This window comes from Deinococcus misasensis DSM 22328 (genome assembly GCF_000745915.1).
In the GTDB taxonomy this organism is placed as follows: domain Bacteria; phylum Deinococcota; class Deinococci; order Deinococcales; family Deinococcaceae; genus Deinococcus_C; species Deinococcus_C misasensis.
The window spans coordinates 29,671-52,827 of record NZ_JQKG01000029.1; the positions used below are offsets into that span (position 1 = coordinate 29,671).

21 protein-coding genes, 1 tRNA gene and 3 rRNA genes are annotated in these 23,157 nt (G+C 55.3%); 10 read left to right on the forward strand and 15 right to left on the reverse strand.

Translation table 11 applies throughout. The features are described 5' to 3' along the window. Positions 1-198: 198 nt before the first annotated feature. From Q371_RS16210 to Q371_RS16220, 3 genes are all read left to right on the forward strand, one after another. Positions 199-1,908 (forward strand): ABC transporter substrate-binding protein, encoded by a 1,710-nt coding sequence (locus tag Q371_RS16210; protein ID WP_034342120.1) that lies wholly within the window; start codon positions 199-201, stop codon positions 1,906-1,908. A gap of 300 nt (positions 1,909-2,208) precedes the next feature. Continuing rightward, a complete protein-coding gene (locus tag Q371_RS16215; RefSeq protein WP_034342122.1) occupies positions 2,209-3,231 on the forward strand; it encodes an ABC transporter permease in 1,023 nt (340 codons plus the stop codon). Then, entirely contained in the window at positions 3,228-4,103 is an 876-nt protein-coding gene (locus tag Q371_RS16220) for an ABC transporter permease (protein ID WP_034342123.1), read from the forward strand. Before Q371_RS16215 ends, Q371_RS16220 begins: the two co-directional genes overlap by 4 nt. A gap of 131 nt (positions 4,104-4,234) precedes the next feature. Here the strand turns inward: Q371_RS16220 and tatA are convergent, their stop codons facing one another. The 6 genes from tatA to Q371_RS16245 form a co-directional block, all read right to left on the reverse strand. Beyond that, a complete protein-coding gene (tatA, locus tag Q371_RS26515) occupies positions 4,235-4,411 on the reverse strand; it encodes a twin-arginine translocase TatA/TatE family subunit (RefSeq protein ID WP_084571480.1) in 177 nt (58 codons plus the stop codon). A gap of 145 nt (positions 4,412-4,556) precedes the next feature. After that, complete coding sequence (locus Q371_RS16225) at positions 4,557-6,707, reverse strand: glutamine synthetase III family protein (protein ID WP_034342129.1); 2,151 nt, start codon at positions 6,705-6,707, stop codon at positions 4,557-4,559. 489 nt (positions 6,708-7,196) lie between these two features. After that, positions 7,197-8,846: a ribonuclease Y gene (gene rny / locus Q371_RS16230; RefSeq protein ID WP_034342130.1), complete on the reverse strand. Its 1,650-nt coding sequence runs from the start codon at positions 8,844-8,846 to the stop codon at positions 7,197-7,199. Between the two features lie 204 nt (positions 8,847-9,050). Continuing rightward, the gene (recA, locus tag Q371_RS16235) at positions 9,051-10,094 is read right to left on the reverse strand and encodes a recombinase RecA (protein ID WP_051964613.1); all 1,044 of its coding nucleotides are present in this window, start codon (positions 10,092-10,094) and stop codon (positions 9,051-9,053) included. A gap of 40 nt (positions 10,095-10,134) precedes the next feature. Next, positions 10,135-10,686 (reverse strand): RNA 2',3'-cyclic phosphodiesterase, encoded by a 552-nt coding sequence (thpR, locus tag Q371_RS16240; RefSeq protein ID WP_034342133.1) that lies wholly within the window; start codon positions 10,684-10,686, stop codon positions 10,135-10,137. Beyond that, positions 10,683-11,876 (reverse strand): CinA family nicotinamide mononucleotide deamidase-related protein, encoded by a 1,194-nt coding sequence (locus Q371_RS16245; RefSeq protein WP_034342134.1) that lies wholly within the window; start codon positions 11,874-11,876, stop codon positions 10,683-10,685. The genes thpR and Q371_RS16245 overlap by 4 nt, the downstream gene beginning before the upstream one ends. Positions 11,877-11,952: 76 nt before the next feature. Between Q371_RS16245 and Q371_RS16250 the strand changes: the two genes are divergently transcribed. The 3 genes from Q371_RS16250 to ltaE all read left to right on the forward strand — a co-directional run bounded on the left by Q371_RS16250 (position 11,953) and on the right by ltaE (position 15,054). After that, entirely contained in the window at positions 11,953-12,594 is a 642-nt protein-coding gene (locus Q371_RS16250; RefSeq protein WP_034342135.1) for a peptidylprolyl isomerase, read from the forward strand. Between the two features lie 93 nt (positions 12,595-12,687). Beyond that, a complete protein-coding gene (locus Q371_RS16255) occupies positions 12,688-14,007 on the forward strand; it encodes a S41 family peptidase (RefSeq protein ID WP_169743872.1) in 1,320 nt (439 codons plus the stop codon). A 51-nt stretch (positions 14,008-14,058) separates the two neighbouring features. Next, positions 14,059-15,054 (forward strand): low-specificity L-threonine aldolase, encoded by a 996-nt coding sequence (ltaE, locus tag Q371_RS16260; protein ID WP_034342141.1) that lies wholly within the window; start codon positions 14,059-14,061, stop codon positions 15,052-15,054. A gap of 46 nt (positions 15,055-15,100) precedes the next feature. On the opposite strand, the gene Q371_RS16265 is transcribed toward ltaE, so the two are convergent. From Q371_RS16265 to Q371_RS16280, 4 genes are all read right to left on the reverse strand, one after another. Beyond that, positions 15,101-15,973: a metallophosphoesterase family protein gene (locus Q371_RS16265; protein WP_169743873.1), complete on the reverse strand. Its 873-nt coding sequence runs from the start codon at positions 15,971-15,973 to the stop codon at positions 15,101-15,103. A gap of 35 nt (positions 15,974-16,008) precedes the next feature. Further along, positions 16,009-16,458, reverse strand: a complete 450-nt coding sequence (locus Q371_RS25895) for an HRDC domain-containing protein (protein WP_051964617.1) — start codon at positions 16,456-16,458, stop codon at positions 16,009-16,011. A gap of 15 nt (positions 16,459-16,473) precedes the next feature. After that, positions 16,474-16,959, reverse strand: coding sequence for a GNAT family N-acetyltransferase (locus tag Q371_RS16275; RefSeq protein WP_034342142.1), 486 nt, complete (start codon positions 16,957-16,959; stop codon positions 16,474-16,476). Positions 16,960-17,040: 81 nt separating this feature from the next. Next, positions 17,041-18,381: a hypothetical protein gene (locus Q371_RS16280; protein WP_034342143.1), complete on the reverse strand. Its 1,341-nt coding sequence runs from the start codon at positions 18,379-18,381 to the stop codon at positions 17,041-17,043. A gap of 314 nt (positions 18,382-18,695) precedes the next feature. Here Q371_RS16280 and cdaA point away from each other — a divergent pair, with 314 nt between their 5' ends. Genes cdaA through fmt form a run of 4 tightly spaced genes read left to right on the forward strand, consistent with a single transcriptional unit; the run spans position 18,696 to position 21,917 of the window. Beyond that, complete coding sequence (cdaA, locus tag Q371_RS16285; protein WP_034342144.1) at positions 18,696-19,445, forward strand: diadenylate cyclase CdaA; 750 nt, start codon at positions 18,696-18,698, stop codon at positions 19,443-19,445. Continuing rightward, entirely contained in the window at positions 19,445-20,347 is a 903-nt protein-coding gene (locus Q371_RS16290) for a CdaR family protein (protein WP_034342145.1), read from the forward strand. The genes cdaA and Q371_RS16290 overlap by 1 nt, the downstream gene beginning before the upstream one ends. A 9-nt stretch (positions 20,348-20,356) precedes the next feature. Beyond that, positions 20,357-20,974, forward strand: a complete 618-nt coding sequence (def, locus tag Q371_RS16295; protein ID WP_034342146.1) for a peptide deformylase — start codon at positions 20,357-20,359, stop codon at positions 20,972-20,974. 4 nt (positions 20,975-20,978) lie between these two features. After that, the gene (gene fmt / locus Q371_RS16300) at positions 20,979-21,917 is read left to right on the forward strand and encodes a methionyl-tRNA formyltransferase (protein WP_051964621.1); all 939 of its coding nucleotides are present in this window, start codon (positions 20,979-20,981) and stop codon (positions 21,915-21,917) included. A 99-nt stretch (positions 21,918-22,016) separates the two neighbouring features. Here the strand turns inward: fmt and Q371_RS26520 are convergent, their stop codons facing one another. The 5 genes from Q371_RS26520 to Q371_RS16325 form a co-directional block, all read right to left on the reverse strand. Then, positions 22,017-22,424: a hypothetical protein gene (locus Q371_RS26520; RefSeq protein WP_157442761.1), complete on the reverse strand. Its 408-nt coding sequence runs from the start codon at positions 22,422-22,424 to the stop codon at positions 22,017-22,019. Between the two features lie 69 nt (positions 22,425-22,493). Further along, positions 22,494-22,569: transfer RNA gene (locus tag Q371_RS16310), tRNA-Gly, on the reverse strand. 69 nt (positions 22,570-22,638) lie between these two features. Continuing rightward, positions 22,639-22,755 (reverse strand): 5S ribosomal RNA (gene rrf / locus Q371_RS16315). 92 nt (positions 22,756-22,847) lie between these two features. Then, positions 22,848-22,964 (reverse strand): 5S ribosomal RNA (rrf, locus tag Q371_RS16320). A 61-nt stretch (positions 22,965-23,025) separates the two neighbouring features. Further along, positions 23,026-23,157: ribosomal RNA gene (locus Q371_RS16325) — 23S ribosomal RNA — on the reverse strand; the annotation flags it as partial.

A 23,157-nucleotide genomic window follows, 5' to 3' on the forward strand; every position in this document is an offset into this window, starting at 1 on the left:
TTCTTGCATTTGACGGTTGTTGGTCTGACTGCCCAAAGGCAGAATCAGGAGATTACCGTTATAAAGACACAAAAGCATGAATCTTTAGTCTTGGTCTATTTTTGGCAAGCTGGATCCTGCATCCATTGCCATATACAATTCCAGGTGTTAAACTTTGTCCAAATTTGCCTAGCTTTACAAGGAAAGGTTGGTACGTACATGCTCAAACGTGCGTTTCTGCTCAGCGCAGTCATGCTTGCCAGCGTGGCAAGCGCCCAAGTCAAGAACCCCGGCACCCTCATCGATGTGGCTTTCGGGGATTGGAGAACTTTCGACCCCGCCGACTGCTATGAACAATCCTGTGGCGAAGTGATCCAGAACGTTCTGGAAACCCTCTACTTCCCCGAGGGCAACAACGCCAGCAAGTTCGTTCCCCTCCTCGCTGAAGGCATGCCCGAAGTGAGCAACGGTGGCAAAACCTACACCGTCAAAATCCGCAAAAATGCCAAATTCTCCAACGGCAAAGACCTGACCGCTGAAGATGTGGTGTACAGCATCCAGCGCACCCTGCTGGCCTCCGTGGACTCTGGTCCTGCCCAACTGCTGATCGAGCCCCTGCTCGGCACCACCGACTTCGTCCGCAAAGGTGGAAAAGTCGGCTACGATCAGGTTGCTGCTGCTGTGCAGGCCAAAGGCTCTGACACTGTGGTGTTCAACCTTGCCCGTCCTTTCGCAGCATTCATTGCTGTGCTGGCCACCCCTTACGCTTCCATCTACAACAAAGCAGATGCTGTGGCTGCAGGCGAGTGGAGCGGCTCCGAAAAAGACTGGGAAAAATTCAACAACCCTGCTGCAGGCACCACTGCGTTCGCACGCAAAATTCCCCTCGGCACCGGTCCCTTTGTGCTGGAGCGTTACGACGTCAACCAGAACGTGATCCTCAAGCGCAACGACAACTACTGGCGCGCACCTGCCAAACTGCAGCGCGTGATCATCCAGAACGTGGAAGACGAGAACACCCGCATCCGCATGCTGGAAGCCGGAGATGCTGACATCGCCAGCATCAACCGTCCTGCCATTCCCCGCGTGCAAAAACTCGATGGCGTCAAAGTCACCGAATCCAACCAGTTGACCCTGATTGCCCTGTTCATGAACCAGAAAATCAATGCTCAGGGAACCAACTACCTGGGCAGCGGCAAACTGGACGGCAAAGGCATTCCTGCCAACTTCTTCAGCGACCTGAACCTGCGCAAAGCCTTCGCAGCTTCTTTTGACTACAACTCCCTGATCAAAGACGTGCTGCTTGGTGCTGCCACCCAGCAAAGCACCGTGGTGGTCAAAGGCCTGCTGGGCTACAGCAACACCCTGCCCAAGTACAAGTACGACAAAAACCAAGCCACCCGCTTCTTCAAAGCCGCCTGGAAAGGTGAAGTCTGGAAGAATGGCTTCGTGCTGCCCGTGTTCTACAACTCCGGCAACAACATCCGCAAGAGCGCTCTGGAAATCATGAAGAAAAACGTCGAGAGCCTCAACCCCAAATTCAAGGTGGATGTGCGCGAACTGCCCTTCAGCCAGGTGATTGCTCAGGCAGGCAACAACCAGATGACCATGTGGGCTCTGGGTTGGGGTGCTGACTACGCCGATCCCCACAACTTCGCCTTCCCCTTCCTGCACTCTGATGGCAACTACCCCGCCCAGATTGGCTACAAAAACACCAAACTGGATGCCCTCATCTCCGAGGCTGTGGCCACCCCTGACACCAAGAAGCGCAATGAGCTGTACCGCCAGATCCAGACCATTGGCTACAACGACACCCCCTTCATCCCCCTGTACCAACCCCTGTTCCCCTTCGTAAACCGTGACTGGGTCAAGGGCCGCATCAACAACCCTGTGTTTGCCGACGACTACTACTACACCATGTCCAAGTAAGCATGACCTCAATGCAGTAGCGACCCCATGGGGCGCTGCTGCATTTCTTTGTGGATTTCTGGTGTCTGTTTTTGGATCTTTCTTTTGAAGGGTTTGATGCCTTCAAATCCCCAAAAAATGAGCGTTCTGCATGGCTTTGATCGGTTCAAACGGCCTTCAGCCGATTTTCACTGAAATCACTGGCATGGCATGGGCGCAATGTGGTAGAACAAAGCACGATCTGTACGGCCTGTCTAGCCCTGCATGTTTCAGACGTTGCAGACAGACCGACAGCAAAGCGTTAAGCATCAGAGGTGACCCGTGTTCACATTCATTCTTCGGCGCGTTTTGCAGCTGCCGCTGATTTTGTTCGGGATTTCGCTGTTGATCTTCGGACTCACACAGCTGCTCAGCCCGGACATTCGCGCCGCTTCTTTCGCCACCAACGAGAAACAGGCCTCGCAGGAATTCATCCAGTCGATCATTGAAAAATACCGTCTGGACGCTGACCTGTTCACCCAATACGGCATTTGGCTGCAAAGCCTGATGAAAGGCAACCTCGGGTTTTCCCGCAGTGACCGCCGACCCGTGCTGGATTCTCTGGCCAGTTATGTGCCTGCCACCATGGAACTGGCGTTCATCGCCATTCTGTTCATTGCCCTGTTTGGGATTGGCATTGGCATTCTGACTGCAGTCAAACGCAACACCTGGTTTGACCACACCGTGCGTGTGCTTTCCATCATCGCTTACGGGTTTCCCAGCTTTGTGGTGGGCATTTTCATCCTGACCCTGTTCTACGGAATTCTGGACTGGCTGAAACCCGGACGTTACGACACCATCCTCAGCTTGACCGCCGGGGTCACCAAAACCGAAGGCTTCATGCTCTTTCCCATGATGCTGGCCGGAAAATGGGAAGTGGTCTGGGACCTCATCAAACACCTGATCATGCCTGTTTTGACCCTGACGTTTGTGATCTCACCTCAACTGATTCAGGTGGTGCGGGGCAACGTGATCGACACCCTGCGTCAAGACTACGTCCGAACCGCCCGAGCCAAAGGCCTGCAAGACCGCGTGGTGGTGGTCAAACACGCCCTGCGAAATGCCCTGATTCCAGTGGTGACGGTGCTGGGCAGCATCCTGATTGGCCTGCTCAGCGGATCCATCATCACGGAAACGGTGTTTGACTTCCAGGGGGTGGGTCTGTGGGCTTCCAAAGCTGCCCAGCAACTGGATGTGCCTTCTGTGGTGGGCTTTGCCCTGTTTGCTGCCACGGCAGTGACCGTGATCAACCTGCTCGTGGACCTGCTCTACGGCATCATTGACCCGAGGATTCGCTACGAATGAACATCTGGAAGAAACTCCGCAAAAACCCTCTGGGGATCATTGGGCTGGTTTTGATCCTGATCTTTGCTGTGATTGCCATTCTGGCTCCAGTGATTGCTCCCCCCAGCGAAGACATGCGCAACATCGCACGCACCTTCACCATCCCCAACTCGATGTTGCGTGAAGGCTTCTCATCGCAACCCACTCCTCCCTCCAGCAACCACGTTTTTGGTCTTGCTGCAGGTGGATATGACATCTTCTGGGGCCTGATCTGGGGAACCCGGGCCGCCTTCCTGGTGGGCATCGTGGTGACCCTGATGACCGCTCTGGTGGGCATGCTGGTCGGCACCCTCGCAGGTTATTTCGGTGGCTGGATCGACAACATCTTCATGCGCTTCACCGACATCATCTTCGCCTTTCCCAGCATCGTGCTCCTGATGATTCTGGTGATCGTGCTGCGCGGTGGTCTGCCTGTGATCATGCTGGCCCTCATTCTGGTGGGCTGGGCCCAGTATGCCCGTGTGGTGCGTGGCGACGTGCTGAAGGTCAAACGCCTTGAGTTTGTGGATGCTGCCCGTTCTCTGGGCAACACCGACCGTCAGGTGATCCTCAAACACGCCCTGCCCAACAGCCTCAACTCCATGCTGGCTCTGGTCAGTCTGGACATTGGAGCCACGGTGGTGTCTTTTGCTGCCCTCTCCTTCATCGGGGTGGGGGTGCCAGAGGGCTTCCCTGACTGGGGCTACCTGATCAACATTTCCCGTCCTTACTTCGGCCAGATCGAATACTGGTACACCTACATCTATCCTGCCACGTTCATCTTGCTGTTCGTGCTGGGCTGGACCTTGCTGGGTGAAGCCATCCGCGAAGCCATCGACCCTCGCAGCCGGTAACCCAACCCTCTCCACAAGCTGTGCTCGAACCTCTCCCTGCTGGGGAGAGGTTCTTTTTTGCCTGTGCTGAAGAAAAGAAAAATCCTCTCCCTTGCAGGGAGAGGATCGCGGGTGCAACGAGCGCGGAGAGGTCAGACCTCTTTTTTCTTTTCCTCGACATGGGGCTGGTTGGGGTCATCGGTCTGGGTCTTCTTGAATTCTTTCATGCCCTGCCCGAGGCCTTTCATCAACTCGGGGATTTTGCGGCCTCCGAACAACAAAAGCACCAGAACAAGGATCAGGATGATTTCCAAAGGTCCTAACGACATGCTTTATAGTGACACACTTTCATCAGGGGAAAGCAAGAGGGGTGTGAGGGAAAGCAGGCAAAGTCCAGCCAACCCTGAAGATTGCAGGATCAAACACCATGAAAAACCTCTCCCTTTTGGGAGAGGTGAATGAGGTAGAGTCGGTTTATTTCACGAACAGCATTTCGCGGTAGCTGGGGAGGGGCCAATGCTTGGCGCTCACCAGTTTTTCCAGCTTGTCGGCGGCCTTGCGGACACCCAGCATGGCAGGCAACACGTGGTCGCGCATGTGGTGGGATTTCTCGTGAACGGCTTCGCCACCTTCAGCTTCGTTCTGGCTGCGCAGTGCGCCGAGGGCTTCGTACAGCTCATCGGTAACCTGGTTCAGTTCGGCAGCGAGGCCCTGAGCGGCTTTGCTTCCAGACACAGCAGACACTTCAGAGAGGTAGCTGAGGGCAGCAGGCAGAATCTGGGTCTGTGCGATCCACTCGGTGGTCTCCCCTTCAATGTTGACGGTCTTGAAGTAGATGTCATACATGATTTCCTGACGGGCTTCCACTTCACGCTCAGACAGCACGTTCAGTTTGCTGAACAGCTCAATGTTTTTCTTGTCGGTCAGCAGGGGGATGGCATCAATGGCGGTGGGCAGGTTGAGGAGGCCACGTTTGGCGGCTTCTTCGTGCCACTCTTGGCTGTAACCGTTGCCGTTGAAGATGATGCGTTTGTGCTGGCCGTACACTTCTTTGACCACTTCGAGGAGGGCCACATCCACATCGGTGCCACCAGAGATTTTGCTCTGGAGCAAGTCTGCCAGGTCGCTGACAGATTCGGCGACGATGGAGTTCAGCACGGTGATGGGCATGGAGATGCTCTGGCTGGAACCGGCAGCGCGGAACTCAAACTTGTTGCCAGTGAAGGCAAAGGGAGAGGTGCGGTTGCGGTCGCCAGCGTGGCGGGGCAGGTTGGGCAGGACAGGGGTGCCCAGTCCGAGGAAGCCAGCAGAGTGACCGGCTCCACCTTCACCGCTGAGGATGCGGTCGAGGATGTCGCTGAGTTCATCGCCAAGGAAGATGGAGATGATCGCAGGTGGGGCTTCGTTGGCACCCAGACGGTGGTCGTTGCTGGCGCTGGACACGCTGATGCGCAGCAGGTCCTGGTGCAGGTCCACAGCGCGGATCACAGCAGCGCAGAAGAACAGGAACTGCAGGTTTTCGTGGGGGGTGTCACCGGGTTCCAGCAGGTTGAGACCGGTGTCGGTGCCCATGGACCAGTTGCAGTGCTTGCCGCTGCCGTTCACGCCAGCGAAGGGTTTCTCGTGCATCAGGCACACCAGACCGTACTTGCGGGCGGTGTTTTTCAGCACCTGCATGATCAGTTGCTGGTGGTCGGCAGCCACGTTGCTCTGTTCGAAGATGGGAGCAATTTCGAACTGGCCGGGGGCCACTTCGTTGTGGCGGGTTTTCACAGGAATACCCAGAGCGTAGAGCTGGGTTTCCACATCGGTCATGTAGGACAGCACGCGGTTGGGGATGCTGCCGAAGTAGTGGTCTTCCAGTTCCTGACCGCGGGGAGGCTTGGCCCCGAAGAGGGTGCGGCCACTCATGACCAGATCGGCACGGCGGTAGAAGAACTCTTCGTCGATGAGGAAGTATTCTTGCTCGGCGCCGAGGGTGCTTCCCACTTTGGTCACGTCGCTGAGACCGAGCAGGGGCAGCACTTTCAGAACAGCCTTGTTGAGGGCCTCGGTGGAGCGCAGCAGGGGGGTTTTCAAGTCGAGGGCTTCACCGGTCCAGGACACGAAAGCAGTGGGGATGCACAGGGTTGCGCCGTTGGTGTGACGGAGGATGAACGCAGGGGAGGTGGGGTCCCATGCGGTGTAACCACGGGCTTCGAAGGTGGCACGCAGACCGCCAGAGGGGAAGCTGGAGGCGTCAGGCTCGGCCTGAATCAGCTCTTTGCCGGTGAACTGGGCAATGGCGCTTCCGTCGCTGGTGGGGGTCACGAAGCTGTCGTGCTTCTCTGCTGTGCTGCCCGTGAGGGGGTGGAACCAGTGGGTGTAGTGGCTGGCACCTTTTTCCATGGCCCAGGTTTTCATGGCCAGAGCCACGGTGTCAGCAATGGCAGGATCCAGAGCCACACCACGCTCGATGGTGGCTTGCAGGGACTTCCACACGGGTTTGCTGAGACGCTGGCGCAGTTCTTCGGTGGTGAGAACGTCACTGGCAAATTCACTGACCACAAGGCTGGGGTTTGCCTGAGTGAGTTCTTCCATACGCCAGTTCCGTGCAGCCGAGACAACATCAAAGTCGTGGTTCATACTTCCTCCGTCAAGGTGATCTTAAGGCCAAACAAGATGATGCTAGACGGTTGCACACCACTGGTTATGCAACCTCTATTCCAGTAGGAAGCATACCACGCATCCCCTCATTTTTGGCAAGGCTTGCTTAGATGCGTTCGTGCAGAAGTAACAGAATGTACATGAATCTTTGCGCACTTTGACAGAAAAAGGGCAGCAAACTGACCATTTTTAAAACTCTGGTGCAAAACATGCATGGGTTTTTGCACGCCCCTTTTCTCAGAAATCAGGTTTTTTCTGACCTTTGTCACTCAAAAACCAGCACACCGTTCCAAAAAACCGCATAGATCTGGCAACTTTATACAAAGAATCGGTCAAAGGAGCACGTTCCAGAGGTTCAAGGCTGTACCTCTGGCTGCCCTCGGTGCAGGGTTTCATGCACTTTCAGCCAAGAAAAACCCCTCCTCTGTTCGAGGAGGGGCAAAACATGCACTGTGTTCTGGTTTTGCTTTACTTGGCGAATTCCACAGCTCTGGACTCTCGGACCACAGTGACCTGCACCTGACCAGGATATTCCATGTCTTGCTCGATGCGACCAGCGATTTCACGGGCCAGCAAGGTGGCTTTGGAATCGGTGATTTTCTCGGGCTGCACGATCACGCGCACTTCGCGACCTGCCTGAATGGCAAAAGCGTTGCTGACCCCGGGGAAAGACAGGGCAATGCTTTCCAGTTGTTCCAGACGCTTGATGTACACCTCAAGGCTCTCACGGCGGGCACCGGGACGGGCAGCAGATATGGCATCTGCGGCAGCGACCAGCACACCGTACAGGGTTTCGGCGTTCTCGGGGTCGTGGTGGTGGGCAATGGCATCGATGACTTCGGAAGGCTCACCAAAACGCTTGGCAAGGCTGATCCCGATGTCCACGTGGGTGCCTTCGATCTCACGGTCAATGGATTTGCCCACATCGTGCAGCAAACCCGCACGACGGGCCAGAGCAGGATCCAGTCCCAGCTCGGCAGCCAGAATTCCAGTGACGTGGGCCACCTGAATGCTGTGCTTGAGCACGTTCTGTCCGTAACTGGTGCGGAAGTACATGCGGCCCAGAAGCTGCATCAGGCCGGGCTTGATACCCACCACTCCGGCTTCCAGAGCCCCTTCTTCCCCCTGGTTGTGGATGAAGGTTTTCATGTCTTCCTGGGCTTTGTGCACCACTTCCTCAATGCGGGTGGGGTGGATGCGTCCGTCTGCGACCAGTTGCTCCAGGGCACTCTTGGCCACTTCACGGCGGATGGGGTTGAAACTGCTGAGGATGACGGCCTCGGGGGTGTCATCAATGATCAGGTCCACGCCGGTCAGGGCTTCAAAAGCCCGGATGTTGCGGCCTTCACGTCCGATGATGCGGCCTTTCATGGCTTCGCTGGGGATGGGCACCACCGACACCGCCATGGCAGCACTGGTCTCCGAAGCGCTGCGCTGGATGGCCTGCGCAATGATGTGCTGGGCTTTCTTGCTGGCTTCGATGTTGGCTTTTTCGGTGGCCTGACGGATGCGAACCGCCTTGTCCTCTTCCAGCTCCTCATCGAGTTTGCCCAGAATGATGTCTCTGGCCTGCTCTGGAGAAAGCTGGGCAATCTCAAAGAGCTTGAGGTTCACATCGTGCAGCTTGGTGTCTGCCTCTTGGTGTTTGACCTGCAACTCCCGGTATTCTGCTTCCAGTTTCTCTTCCAGCTGGTCCAGCTTCATGCCACGGGTGTCCAGTTGCTCGGCACGACGGTTCAGGCGCTCAATTTCACGCTTGAGTTCGTCGCGTTCGCGGCGCTGTTCGTCCCGCTCCAGTTTGAGGGTGTCACGCTCCCTCTGGATGTCCCGCTCCAATTCCTGGCGGCGCTCGGCCACCCTTTCCTTGGCAGTGGTTTCCGCGTCTCTCAGGGTCCGTTCAGCTTCACTTTTCAGTCGTTCGGCTTCCGCACGGATGCGCTCAGCTTCGGTTTGTGCACGTTCACGCAGGGCAGCAGCTTCTTGCTCCGCCTGTTCTTTCAGTGCAACGTCCAGCCCAGACCGCTTACTGAAGCCGATCTGATAGGCCCTGTTGTAGGCCACAAAACCGAAAATTATCGCACCGAGCAGGAAGCCAAGTAGGATCGAGGTGATATCCATGCTTCTCCTTTCGGTGTAAGACCCTTGTTGTCAAAGTTCTGCGTTGAAACAAAACTTGTTTAATACTTTAACATTAAAAATTGAAGCAGATTATGAGGTGTGTAGAGACCGTGTGATACACCGTTTCCAGAGCCTCCTGCTCTGGCTTGCTCGGCCACAAAAAAAGGACGCCACCATGGCGTCCTTTTGAGGTTCAAACTGGAATCACTCGTCGGCAGACAGGGCGATTTCAGGGTTCTGCTGGATGGGATTGCGGCCAGCGCGGATTTCATTCATCACGCGGTTGCGGATTTCTTCTTCCATCTCGGGGTGCTCAGAGATGTAGGCGATGGCTTTCTCTTTGCCCTGCCCGATGCGGGTGTCGCCGTAAGAGTAGAAAGAGCCCGCTTTCTTGATGATTTCCAGATCGGTGGCCAGAGACACCAGATCCCCGAGTTGGTCAAAGCCTTTGCCGAATTGCAGGGTCAGTTCGACCTCTTTGAAAGGAGGGGCCACTTTGTTTTTGACCACTTTGATCTTGACGTTGTTGGCAATGGCCACATCTCCCTGCTTGACGGGTTGACCGATTTTGCGCACATCCAGACGGGTGGTGGCGTAGAACTTGAGGGCACGTCCGCCGGTGGTGGTCTCGGGGTTGCCGTACATCACACCGATTTTTTCACGGACCTGGTTGATGAAGATGGCAGCGGTGCCGGTTTTGTTGAGGATGGCGGTCAGTTTGCGCAGGGCCTGACTCATGAGACGGGCCTGCAGACCGGGGAGGGCGTCGCCCATCTCCCCTTCAATTTCGGCTCTGGGGGTGAGGGCAGCCACAGAATCCACGACCACGATGTCGATGGCTCCAGAGCGCACCAGCAGTTCCATGATCTCAAGGGCCTGTTCACCCGAGTCAGGTTGGGACACGAGCAGGTCATCCACGTTCACACCCAACTGGCGGGCATACTGGGGGTCCAGAGCGTGTTCTGCGTCGATGAAGGCAGCCACCCCTCCCAGTTTTTGGGCTTGTGCCACCACGCTGAGGGCCAGTGTGGTTTTACCACCGGACTCAGGACCGTAAATTTCGGTGACGCGTCCACGGGGAATGCCGCCCACACCCAGAGCAACGTCCAGACTGAGGGAACCGGTGGGAATCACCTGAACGTCCATGCTGGTGTTGTTGCCGAGTTTCATGATCGAACCTTTACCGAATTGTTTTTCAATCTGGTGGACGGTTTGTTCGAGGGCTTTCAGTCGTTCTTTGTTCTCCATAAGTCTCCTTGGCACGTGGGGGCACGTGGTGGTGCAGTTGTCATTCCACTGTGGTGGAAGGGGATGGGCTTGACTGTCCGAAGTCTCTGAATCTGAAGGTTTTGAGGATTTTGTAGGTGGGACCTGAAGGTTGCAGGGTGCTGTGGACCAGCACGAAACTGCTGGCTTTCCAGCTCAGGTCAAACACCACGGGAGGAACCCGAGGCGCAGGTCCTTTTTTGCGGGCAAGGGTGATGTGCGGCTTGAACGCCTGCTCCTCAAAAGGGTAATCGATCTGCGAGGTGAGCGCTTCAGAAATTTCCTGTAGCTCAGGGGCCTCGGTTTTCACAAACCAGACCCTGGGGCTTCCCTCATTGGGGAAATACCCGGTTCCGCGCACTTGAATCAGGAAACTGTCGTGCCCTTTGCTGATTTTCTCACCGAGTTCCAAGAGGGGTTTGCTTTTCCCCTCTGGGTATTGGGGCATGAAGGCCAGCGTGATGTGCATGTGGTCCGGTCGAACCGCACGCCAGTTGCCCCGCAGTTTTTTCTGGGCTGGGGCAATCTGTTCTTGAATGTGTTTGGGCACCATCACCGCATAAAAAAGCCTCATGCTTCACCCCTGAGGGTCTTGAAGAGCAGCATCAGGGCACCGTTGCTGGTGCGTTCGATGAGCTGGTCCGGTGTGCCCACCCAGTTGAGGGTGGCGGTCTGGTGTCCCTGATCGGAAACCAGAGCCACATGGGTTTCATGGGTGTCCAGATTTCCCACTGTGGCAAGGCCGTAAGTGGCAGCAAAACGTTCTTTGACGCCTCTGGCCAGTTCGATGGCGGCGTTGACGCTGTCTGCCCCTTCTTCCGAAAGGGTGTGTGGAGTCAGGCCGAAATCCACCTGAATGCCATGGTCTGCACTGCTGATCACGCCCCGCAAAGCAGGGTGCTGACCCAGTTTGCTGGAGAGGGATCCAGAGGTGAACCCTTCAAAAACGGCAAGGGTTTCTTTGCGGGCTTGAAGTTGGTCCAGAGAAACGCTTTGCAGGGTGTCCTTGTCCTGACCGTAAATGAACTTGCCCAGTTTCTCCCGCACGAGGGCTTCGGTGGCAGCAGCTTGTTGTTTGGCTTCTTCGAGGGTGTTTGCCATGTGGGCAACGCGCACATCCACACCATGTTTTCTGGCGTAGGTGGCCACACTGGGAGAAGCCTGCAGGGTGATGTCACCAAGGATGTCTGCAATGTTGCTTTCACCAATGCCAGAGGTGTGCAGGGTCACGTGGTACAGGGCACGCTCTGGAAGGTTGAGGCGTGGAAGCACCTGCTCTTTCCACATTTTCTTCATTTCCTGAGGAGGTCCAGGCATGGCGACAATCACTTTGCCGTCTTTTTGGGCCATCCAGCCGGGGGCAGTCCCGATGGGATTGTCCAGTGCGATGGCACTGGGAATGAGCCAGGTCTGCTTGGTGTTGCTGAGGGGCATTTCCCTGCCACGGGCAGCGTACATGCCTTTGAGGTGTTCCAGCAGGCTGGGCTCCACCTCGGGGGTTTCTCCGAGCACCAGAGCAATGCCTTCGCGGGTGAGGTCATCGTCGGTGGGGCCAAGGCCACCCCCGAGGATCACCAGATCGGCCCGTTCAAGGGCTTTGCGGATGGTGTCGGCAATTCTCTGGAGGTTGTCTCCCACCGTGTTTTTGTGGTGGAGGACGACCCCTCTGGCCTTCAGTTCATTGGCAAGGTACACAGCATTGGTGTCGGTGATTTCACCGAGGAGAAGTTCCGTACCGACACTGATGATTTCTGCTATAAACATAACGACTCCTTATACTATACAGGAAAGAGGGCGACTTGTCACGTCCTTCAAATGATCTCGTTTTACACTGTTCACCATGAAGAAATTCATTCTGGCTGCGACTTTGCTCCTCCCTCTGGCACAGGCACAAGAGGCCCCTGCCCAAACCACCCAGACGGCTGTGTCTGGATTCAAAACTTTAGAGCCCCTCTCCAAAGACCGGATTCTCAAATTCACCGAGGCCCAGTGGGTCATCAACCCGAACAAAAAGTACCGGGCTGTGCTGAACACCAACAAGGGCAACATCACTGTAGAACTCTACCCAAAAATTGCCCCCAAGGCAGTCAACTCGTTCGTGTTCCTGTCCCTCAACCACTATTATGACGGCGTGGTTTTTCACCGTGTGCTGGACAACTTCATGGCCCAGACCGGAGATCCAACCGGCACAGGAACTGGTGGCCCTGGTTACAAGTATGGCCTTGAAATCGAAGAAGGGGTGCTGTTCAACTCCGCAGGTGTGCTCGGGGTGGCCAACAGTGGAGGCAGGTCCACCAACGGCAGTCAATTCTTCATCACATTTGCCCCGGCCACATGGCTGAACTACGGTTACACCATTTTTGGCAAAGTGCTTGAAGGCATGGATGTGGTGAAAAACATTCAAAAAATCGATCCCCAGAAACCCGACCCCAAAATCAAACCCGATTTCATCAACACAGTCACCATTCTGGAAAGTGAGTGATTGAAACACTTGCGACCAGCGTAAAAAACATCCGCCATTTCTTTTAGGCTTGTGGCACATTTCTGTTTTTCAGGGATGTGCCATACTTCTGGCATGAAATGGACTTTGTGGATGGCCATCCTCTTGGGCATGTTGGGCACCGTGCAGGCCCAGAGGTATCCCAGCAGCAATGCTGCACGCCTGTACAGTTCTTTTCAAACGGCAATGCTCAATTATTACGGAGAAGACATGGGCAAAGTGCCCGGCCTGTTGAAAAAATATGCATCTTTGACCGAACAGACCTGTGAAAAACAAAAACGTTGCCAGAGCAGCGATGCCGAAAAGCAAATCCGCGCTTTGCTCTCCGAACTGGGCGATGCCCACACCGACCTGTATGGTTACCGCTCTGCATGGGACGAAAGTCTGGGAAACAGCCTCCAGAGCCTGCTGGAAAATGAACTCGGGGTGTATCTGACCCGCAAAGAAGGCCACTGGTACGTCAAATTTGTGATGTATGGTGGCGAAGGAGATGTGAATGGCCTGCGTCAAGGAGATGAAATCCTTGCTGCCGGAGGCTTGGACCTTGAACGGCAAGATTTCGTCTGGAAACTGGATCTGCAAGAACGTCCACAGGTGCTGGTTGACCGTCAGGGCAAGCGCCTGAAAATCACCCTGAGCAAAAAAGCCCAAAAAGAATACTGGCAAAAAGCCACCTACAAAATCCAGCAGGATGTGGCCATTTTGCAAATCCCCACCTTTTACAGTGAACCCGGTCGTTTTGAAAAGCAAAAGGCCCAACTGCCCATCAGTGAAAGTGTGCATCAAGCGGTGCGTGAACTTCAGGAAAAAGGGGTGGATCAATTGGTGCTGGATTTGCGTTACAACGGCGGAGGATGGATGGATGAATGTGCAGCATCCTCTTCGGCTTTCGTGAAAACCTTCAAAGTCTATCAGGACACCAAATTCACCTCTGGGTTCATGCGGGTGCAAAAAGGGCAGGTGCTGACCTACGACCGTTCCAAAGTGCTCAAAGGAATCCCTTTCCCCATCCGGCGCACTGCTGTTCAGAAACCGGCCTTTTGGAACCCGGAGGTGGTGGTTCTGGTCAACGAAGACACCGCTTCTTGCGGAGAGTGGTTCACTTACCAGTTGCAGCGGAATGGACGGGCCAGAGTGATTGGCACGCCCACCTTCGGCATCATGAACACCAGCACCCAGAGCCAGTCCCTCGGGGCGTTTTACACCTTGCAAATCACCATGCTGCGTTCTTTACACGAGGATTTCTCACTGTATCCCAAACGCATCACCCCCGATCAGGTGGTGCAAAACACCCTGATCGAAGACCTGCAATTGCAAAGCGCTCTGGCTTCTTTTGAGCAGCAGCAAAAACCTTCCTTGCCCCTTCAAAACCCCCTGAGCGCCCAGAGCCCCTGAATACGCCAAAGTGCCAACTTGCATTTTCATGCCCCCGGGTTAAGATGGCCCATGCTTGTTGATCTGCGTTCCGACACCGTCACCCGTCCCACCCCCGAGATGCTGCAAGCCATGCTGGAAGCCCCTGTGGGCGATGACGTGTATGGCGAAGACCCCACCGTCAACCTCCTGCAAGAAGAAGCAGCACGTCTGCTGGGTTTTGAAGCGGCCCTGTTCATGCCCTCTGGCACCATGACCAATCAGGTGGCGATTGCCACCCACACCAAACGCGGTCAGGAAGTGATCACCCAGCAAGGGGCGCACATCTACGAATACGAACTGGGCATGATGGCCACTTTCTCAGGTGTGGTTCCCAGATTTGTGGCTGCCCCTCTGGGGATTCCAGACCCTGCAGACATCCGCAAAGCCATTGGACGCAGCATCCACAAAAGCCCCACCGGCCTGATCTCTCTGGAAAACACCCACAACGTGGCCGGAGGAACGGTGGTCCCTCTGGATGTACTCAAAGGGGTCCGGGAAGTGAGCCTCTCGGAAGGCCTGCCCATGCACGTGGATGGTGCCCGTCTGATGAACGCTGCCGTGGCTCTGGGAGTGGATGTCAAAGAGATCACCCAGCACTTTGACTCGGTCAGTCTGTGTCTGAGCAAAGGGCTCGGGGCACCTGTAGGCAGCGTGCTGGCCGGATCCAGAGCCTTCATCAAAGAAGCCCACCGTTACCGCAAGATGATGGGAGGTGGCATGCGTCAGGCCGGAATTCTGGCTGCCGCTGCACGCCTTGCCCTGTCTCAGGGACCTGCCCGTCTGGCCGAAGACCACCGCAAAACCAGAGTCCTTGCGGAAGCTCTGGTGGCAGCAGGTTATGGGGTGAACATGGAAGCTGTGCAGACCAACATCATTTACGCTCAGGTTCCAGATGCTTTCCAGAAGGTGGAAGAGCTGAAGAGCAAAGGGATTCTGGCCAATGCCCTGTATGCAGACAGCCTGCGCGTGGTGCTGCACCACCAGATCACACAGGAAATGCTGGACCACACCATCGCCAACCTTTGAGACCCCATCAAAGCCCTTCAAAAAGCTCAGGCTGTCCTGAGCTTTTTCACTTGGGATAACACCTGGCAGAGCCAGAGTCCAGCACTTTGCCTTTGATTCTTGGATGGGCCGCCAGAAATTGCCACGTGTACTGGTCGTCTTGCAGGTTCAGTTTCAAAACCCCAAATTGACCATTCACCCGCTTTTCACTGCCTGCTTTGACAAAGAGGGTGCGGTATAGCACGGCCCCTCCTGTGCCCACGATGAATTGACGGATGCCCTCTGGGTCAGGGGCTCCCGAACTGTTCAGCGGAGCAAACCGCTCATAGTGGTGGTCGTGGCCCACCAGCACCAGATCGGCATGTTTTTCTTGCAGGATGTTCCACGCCTCCTGCATCACGCTGTTGTTGCCGTGGTATCCAGAGGACACCAGAGGATGGTGCCAGAAGGCCAGTGTGCACTTGCTGGAAGAAGATTCCAGATCTGAACGCAACCAGTTCAGTTGGGCCTGCATGGCCTCCCCTTTGAGGTTGGAATTGAGGGAGATCACCTTCCAGTTGTTGAAAGCCATGCTGTAATACCCTCTGGCTGCCTTTTCCCGAAAATATTGAAAGTAAGGTGCAGCATTTGCTGTTCCGTATTCGTGGTTTCCGGGTGCAGGATGGGTGCGGTCTTTGAAACTGCCCCATGCAGGATCGTAGCAATTCTGGAAATCGCTGCTGGAGCCTACAGGATAGGCCAGATCCCCAAGCGCAAGCACCACCGCCAGAGGGTCTTTCTGCAACTGGTCCCGCATCAGGTCACCTGTCCAGAAGGGGGCTTTGAGGTTGCACATCCCGATGTCCCCAGCCGCCAGCACCGTGCTTGTTGAAGAGGCACTCTGGGCCATTCCAGAGGAGCAAAAGAGCAGAAATCCCAGCATCCACATCTTTGAATTCATGGCTTTATGGTGGCACAGGTCCATGAAAACTGCCGTCATTCCTCCAGTAAACGCTGGATTTCCTCTGCGTATTTTTCGGCCCGTTTGCCTCCAAAGCCTTTGATGCCAGAGAGGCTTGCAAAGGAGAGGTCTTTCAATTGTGCCATCTCAAAAAGCTGGCGGTTGTGGGCAACCGTGTATTGCGGAGTGTTCTGCTTGCGGGCCTGTTCGGTGCGCCATGCACGGAGTTTTTCAAAACGCTCTTGCTCCTCTCCAGAGAGTTCGGAGAGGTTCAGCTCTGGAGGGGCAGGCTTCTCTGGTGCGGTTTTGCTGGCTGGTGCCTCAGGGGCAGTTGCGGTTTTTTCCAGCACTTTCAGGGCGTGAAACAGGGCACGCACCACCTGAGGATGCTGATAAGGGCTGCTGTTTTCAAAAACCTCTCCAGAGTGGGGGTCCACCCCATCGGCGAGCAATTGCAAAATGCGAAGGGTTTCAGGTCTGTCCATGACGGTCAGCGTATCTCAAAGGTGTTCCTGTCGGTATACCTGGAATCCCCGTGAGAGATAATTCTGAAGGGCACCCGGATGATCCCAGTCACAGGTGTTCAGGAAAACCCTTGTCGCCCCGAGGTCCCATGCCGTCTGGATGACCCCGGTCAGGAAAGGCCCCCCCAATCCCATGCCGATGTAACGGTCTGCCAGTCCAAACATGCTGATTTCATATTCGGTGCCGTAAGGTTTCAGTTCGGCGTACCCGATGGGAGTGTTTTTCAGTTCGGCGATGATGAGTTGTAGACCGGGCTCCTCAGCGAAAGCCTGCCACTGTTCGTCGGTCCAAGGGAGGCGATCGGTCCAGCGGTAATCTTTGCCCACCCACTGGTAAAAAAAGCGGTTCAACCGGTAATCCTGAACCTCTGGAATGCGAACCTGAAAAGCTGGCTCGGGGCTGAATTTGGGGTTCAATTGCTCTGGATGGGTCATTTCCAGATGGGTGATGGTCTTGTGCATGTCCAATTCTATCCATCACCCTGCGTCGCATCAAAAAAATCCTCCCCAGATCGGGGAGGATGAGCAGACAACTTCAGGGTTTCAGCGCATCACCACTTCTTTGCCAAACAGGGTTTTGGGCCCAGTGACTTTCAGACGCACCTGCAAGCCTCTGGAGTACTCCGCCAGTTGCCCGAGCAGGTCTGACATGCTGTAACGCACGTAGAATTCATGTTTGGGCAGGGCATTGAGGGCAAGGAAAGGTTGACGGGTGAGGGTCATCAGGATTTCCAGCAACTCGTCGTGGTCCACGACCCCTTCCAGTTGGGGCATCAGTTCTTCCAGTTTGAAGGTGCTGTGGGCTGGGTATTGGGCCAGAGACAGCATCACCTGAGAGAACACCCCACGTTCACCAAGCTGACGGCTGGTCACTTCGGTGATCGAACGGACGCTTTCTGCAGTCAGGTGGTCGGTGTTCCAGTAACCGCGCAACTCCACAGGGGTGATGTTGCCCATCCGGTTGCTGCTGAGCAGGGTTTCTGCAGCACCACGGGTGATCTGGGTGACTTTGACATCGCTGGGAGGCAGCACTTCACCCAGTTCAGTGACCAGGAGGGCACGGTAAGTGGAGGTGCTCTGACGGAACAGGTCCCAGTCCGGACGGGTGCTCAGGAGCACCGAGTAGGCATGGGCACCCAGTTGGGCCTCCAGCACCACAGCAGAGGCATTGATGGGGCGCAGGTGGTAACCCATGTCTCTGGCGAAACGCTCCACCAGAGGATCGATGGTGGGGGCTTGATACACAGGTTGTGCAGGGGCGACCTGAGGTTCACGGGCAGGGGCTGCGCTCTGGGCCTGCATCTGAGGCTGGCTCTGACGGGCTGCAGGTGCAGAACGCGCTTCTCTGGCCTGTTTTTCTTGACGCTCATGGCGGTCCAGAATCCGCTCAGACTGGGCTGAACGGGTTTCAGGGCGGGTTTCACGCTCAGCTCGAGGAGCAGGCTCTTGTGTTTTGGGAGCAGGTTTTTCTGCGGCAGGATTTTTGCGTTCAAGACGGACTTCACGCAGGTAAGCGCTCTCTTCCACCACCACACGCTGAGGGGGTGGAGGGGCAACAGGACGGGGGTAATTGCTCTGGTAGTTGCCCTGAGGCTGGCTCTGGCGGTTCTGGGCCTTGACTTCCACACTGACCTGCACGACACCGTTGCCTGCATGTTCAAGGCTCAGGACATCGTTGGGGCTGAGTTGGTAAGCATCGTAGTAAGGCTTCAAGCCAAAAAGGCGGCGTTGTTTGGCGTTGAGGGTGACCTGAAACTCGTCTCCCTTGTCGGTTTTCAAAACGCTGATGCCTTCGGCGACCAGCGGTTCAAGAGATTTCTGGATGGTGAGACTGCCTTCGGTGAGACAGAGGCGGGTCAGGATGTAGCGGTACTGGCCTTTCACTTTTACGATCCTCCCAGAGGGTGCAGAAACCCGATCACAGCGAAGTTTCTGGCGGAGACGATAAGAATGTTTTCAGAATAACACAATTATCACAATTTAAAGTGCACTTCATCTTCCCAAATTTCAATGTTCAACGGCATTTGATGAAAATCTGGACTGTATTGTTTTAAAACAGAATTTGATGTGTTTTTTCTGCATAATTTCAAACAAAAGACCAAATTCCTTGCAGCGAATCTGTTTGGAACAGAACACTGAAGACAACCTGAATTCTGTTGCATTGTTCTCAAACTGTTCTGGTTAGAATGGGATGGAAAATGTTCAGCTGGCTGACAGGCGCTAAAGATTTGCTCGACATCCTGCTGGTCGCCACCCTGATTTACCAAGGCTACCTGCTGCTGGAAAACACCCGCGCACTCAATGTGCTGCGGGGCATCATGGTTTTCGTGGTGGTATGGTTGCTCGCCAGCTATTTCAAACTGGCCAGTGTCGATTACCTGCTGTCCAAAGCCGCCACCGTGGGCCTTTTTGCTCTGGTGGTGGTGTTCCAACCCGAACTGCGCCAGCTCTTTGAGCGTCTGGGCCGTCCCAGAAACCGCGAAGACCAGCAGGCCGGAGCAGTGGTCAATGAAATCGCCCGGGCTGTCGAACACATGGCAGAACGCAGCATCGGTGCCCTGATTGCGCTGGAAAGACGCACCCCTCTGGGTGAATACGCTGCATCCGGGGTCAAACTGGATGCCATGATCAGCGCCCCTTTTCTGGAAGCCATTTTTGCCCGCAATGCCCCCCTCCACGATGGAGGGGTCATCATCAAAGAAGGTCGTGTGGTTGCTGCTGGGTGTGTTTTCCCACTGCAAAACCAGCAAGACGGGGTGTACAAGCGGTACGGCACCCGCCACCGCAGTGCTCTGGGCCTTTCCGAAGGCACCGACGCGGTCGTGATTGTGGTCTCTGAAGAGAGAGGCAGCATCCGACTGGCCCAGAACGGTCGCCTGTCACAGGACCTGAATGCCAACGAACTGCGTGACAAACTGCGCGCCTTGCTCTACGAGGTCAAATCGTGATGCGCATCATCACCCACAAACTGCCCCAGAAACTCATCTCTCTGGCCCTGGCCCTGATCATTTACTTCATTGCCACCGCAGACCAGAGGGCCACCAGTGAACGCAGTTACGAGGTGCCTGTGCAGGTGGTGGACGCCTCTCCCAACGCTTCCCAGCGGGATGTATCAGACATTCCCAAAACCGTCAGGGTCACCCTGAGCGGTCCTCTGAACAGGCTGGAAACCCTCGAAGCAGACCGCATTGAGGTGATGCTGGATGTCAGCAACCAGCCCACCGGGCGCTTCCAGAGCAAACTGGAGGTGCTGGAACCCTCGGGCACCCGTCTGGTCGGGTTCACCCCTCAGGTGGTGACAGGACTGATCGATCAGGTGGTCACGGTGCGTTTTCCAGTGCGGGTCACCCACCTGAACAGCTCAGATGACACTTTGCTGCGTTTCACCAGCAACCCGAATCAGGTGCAAATCACCGGTCCACAGAACCGGGTGGAAAGCATCGTCAATGTGATCACCCAACCCGTCACATACGAAGAGAACAACGTGCGTCAGGTCAGCCTGATTCCCATCGACAACCAGGGCCACGAAGTGCTGGATGTGCGCCTGATGCCCCGCAGTGTGCAGGTGTCGCGCATCGATCTGGGCCAACTTCCGGTCAAAACCGTTCCACTCAAACTGGCGGTGTCCAACGACAATTTTGAAGTGCTGAGTGCCACCTTCAACCCCAGAGAAGTTCGTGTGATGGGAACACCTGAAAATCTCAGTAAAATAGACTCTGTGGAGGCCACCGTGCCCCTCAAAGCAGGCACCTACGCCACTCAGGCACGCCTGAATTTGCCTGAAGGGTACACCGCTCTGGACCGTGTGTCCGTGACCCTCAGTGTCAAAGCCAAATCAACCCAACAGTAAGGATGTTCCATGATCTATCCCATTCGACTCTACGGAGATCCGGTTTTGCGCCAGAAAGCACGGGCAATCACCGACTTCACCCAGACCGTGCAGGTGCCAGGCTTTGAACCGGTCAACCTTCCCAAACTTGCCGAAAACATGCTGGAAACCATGTACAACGCCCATGGCGTGGGCATTGCCGCACCCCAAATTGGCCTGTCGGTCCGCATGTTCGTGATGGCCGAATACGCCGACGATGAGGAAGAAGTTCCCGAGGAGAACACCAACCCCCGTTCCAAAGTGCTCCGTGAACTGGTGGTCATCAACCCAGTGCTTGAACCCCTCAACAAAAAGAAAAACAAGAACTCTCAGGAAGGCTGCCTGTCGGTTCCCGGCATTTACGAAGAAGGCATTGCCCGCTTCTCTGAAATGCGCCTCACCTACCAGGATGCCGAAGGCAACACCCACACCGAAGAAAACGAAGATTTCATTGCACGGGTCTGGCAACACGAAACCGATCACCTGAACGGCAAATTCTTTCTGGACCACCTGCCCAAACACATCACCGATGACCACCGCACCGAACTGGCCATCATGCAAAGAAAAGCCAAAGCCTTCCTGAAAGAACTCAAAGACAAAGGCTGGTGACCCCATGACCCTGCGCAGAAAAGTGGCCTTTTTTGGCTCTCCTGCTTTTGCCCTGCCCGTCATGGAAGCCATTGGCCAGCACCATGACATCGTGCTGGTGGTCTCACAACCAGACAAACCTGTGGGTCGGGGCAACAAAATCACCCCGCCTCCAGTGGCCGCCAGAGCCAGAGCGCTCGGTCTCCCTCTGGCCCAACCTGCCAAACTGCGCAAAAACGAAGACTTTCTGGAGGTGCTTCGTTCCTCTGGTGCAGAGGTGGCCGTGACTTGTGCTTACGGCAAAATCCTGCCCCAGAGTGTGCTGGATGTTCCCCGTTTTGGCTTCCTGAACACCCACACCAGCCTGCTGCCCAAATACCGTGGGGCAGCTCCCATCCAGTGGGCCCTGATCGATGGCGAGGAAGTCACCGGAACCACCATCATGCAAACCGATGCAGGCATGGACACTGGAGACATCCTGCTTCAGGAAACCCTGACCATCCAGCCTGAGTGGACCCTGACCGATCTGGCCCAGAATCTGAGCACCCAGGCCAGCAGGTTGATTGTCGAAGCCCTCGATGGGCTGGAAACACTGGTTCACACACCACAGAACCATGACCTCGCCACGCACGCCAGAATGCTCGAAAAAGAAGACGGAGAGATCCGCTGGAACGACAGCCTCCAGAACATCATCAACCGGTATCGGGGCACTTATGGCTGGCCCGGAAGCCACACTTACATCTCAGGCAAACGCCTGAAAGTGCTGGAACTCAAAGCAAGCAGTTTGGCCAGAGCAGCAGAAGCCGGTCAGTTGCAAGGCACCAGCGAACTGGGGGCTCTGGTGGCCTGCTCAGACGGTGTGATCGAACTTTTGCAAGTCCAACCCGAGTCCAAAGCTGCGTTAAGTGGTGCAGACTGGGTGAAAAACCACCAGATCAAAACAGGTGCCCTGCTCGGGAAATGACCTGCTTGTGCATTAAAGGGCATCTGACTGCATGTCAGATGCCCTTTTTGTTGTGATGGTGAAGGGTGATGCAACCAGACGCCCTTGAAATTCTGCAGATCACCAGACAAAACATCTGGAATACCTGAGCCAGTCCAGTTCTTCCAATTGGGCTGTGATTTGCGGATCAGGCAACCCAAAAGCACTTTGAAACCAGATCACTTTCAGGGCTGAGTAATCCGCCTCGCTGCCCGAATGGGCTTCCCCCACCCATCTGGAAACACACAACACCTCTGGCATGGTTGCAATTTCACCAAAAATCTCCGCAAACTCCGAGTCCAAGATGGCCTGCTCAGGTTCCAGAAGCAACACAGGCAAGTCGTCTGTGGGCTGCCTGAGCGATTGCAGCGTCTGCAAATTGTCTTCATGGGTCAGCAAACCTGAAAGGCGTTCCTGATCGGTCAAATGCTGATGGTATGAAGAAAGCTCGATCTGATGTCCTGATTTCAGGCGGATTGTGTAACCCATGCTGTCAGTATAAAGAAAAGCATCAAAATGCAAAAAAAGACCCGATCTTTCGATCAGGCCTTTTGATTCTGGAGCGGGTAACGAGACTCGAACTCGTGACCTCAACCTTGGCAAGGTCGCGCTCTACCAACTGAGCTACACCCGCATACCTTCAGCGCTAGATATATTAGCAAAGCTTTCTGAAAAGGTCAAGCCCTGCTGCGCCATAAAAAACCCCTCGCGCCTTTCTACTCTCCCGGGCGATCACTCGCCAAGTACCATCGACGATGCAACGTTTCACGATCCAGTTCGGAATGGGATGGAGTGGGACCATTGCGCTATGGGCACGAGGGAATCTGCTGTTGTCCGGATCTCTGCACTGCAAACACAGGCTTTGATCAAAAACGTGCTCTTCCCAGTCTGCTTTTGCAGACAATAAAAAACCCCCCGCGTCGCTCTACTCTCCCAAGCAATCACTCACTCAGTACCATCGACGAAACAGCGTTTCACGACCCAGTTCGGAATGGGATGGGGTGGGACCACTGCTCTATGAACACGGGGGAATCTACTCTTTTTAAGACTCCCAAAAGAATGCGAACCAGGACAGTATCATTGCAACTTAAAGGTCAAGACCTCGACTCATTAGTATCAGTCCGCTCAACGCCTCTCAACGCTTACACGCCTGACCTATCAACCAAGTGGTCTACTTGGAGTCTTACCAGCTTTCGCTGTGGGAAATCTCATCTTGAGGCTG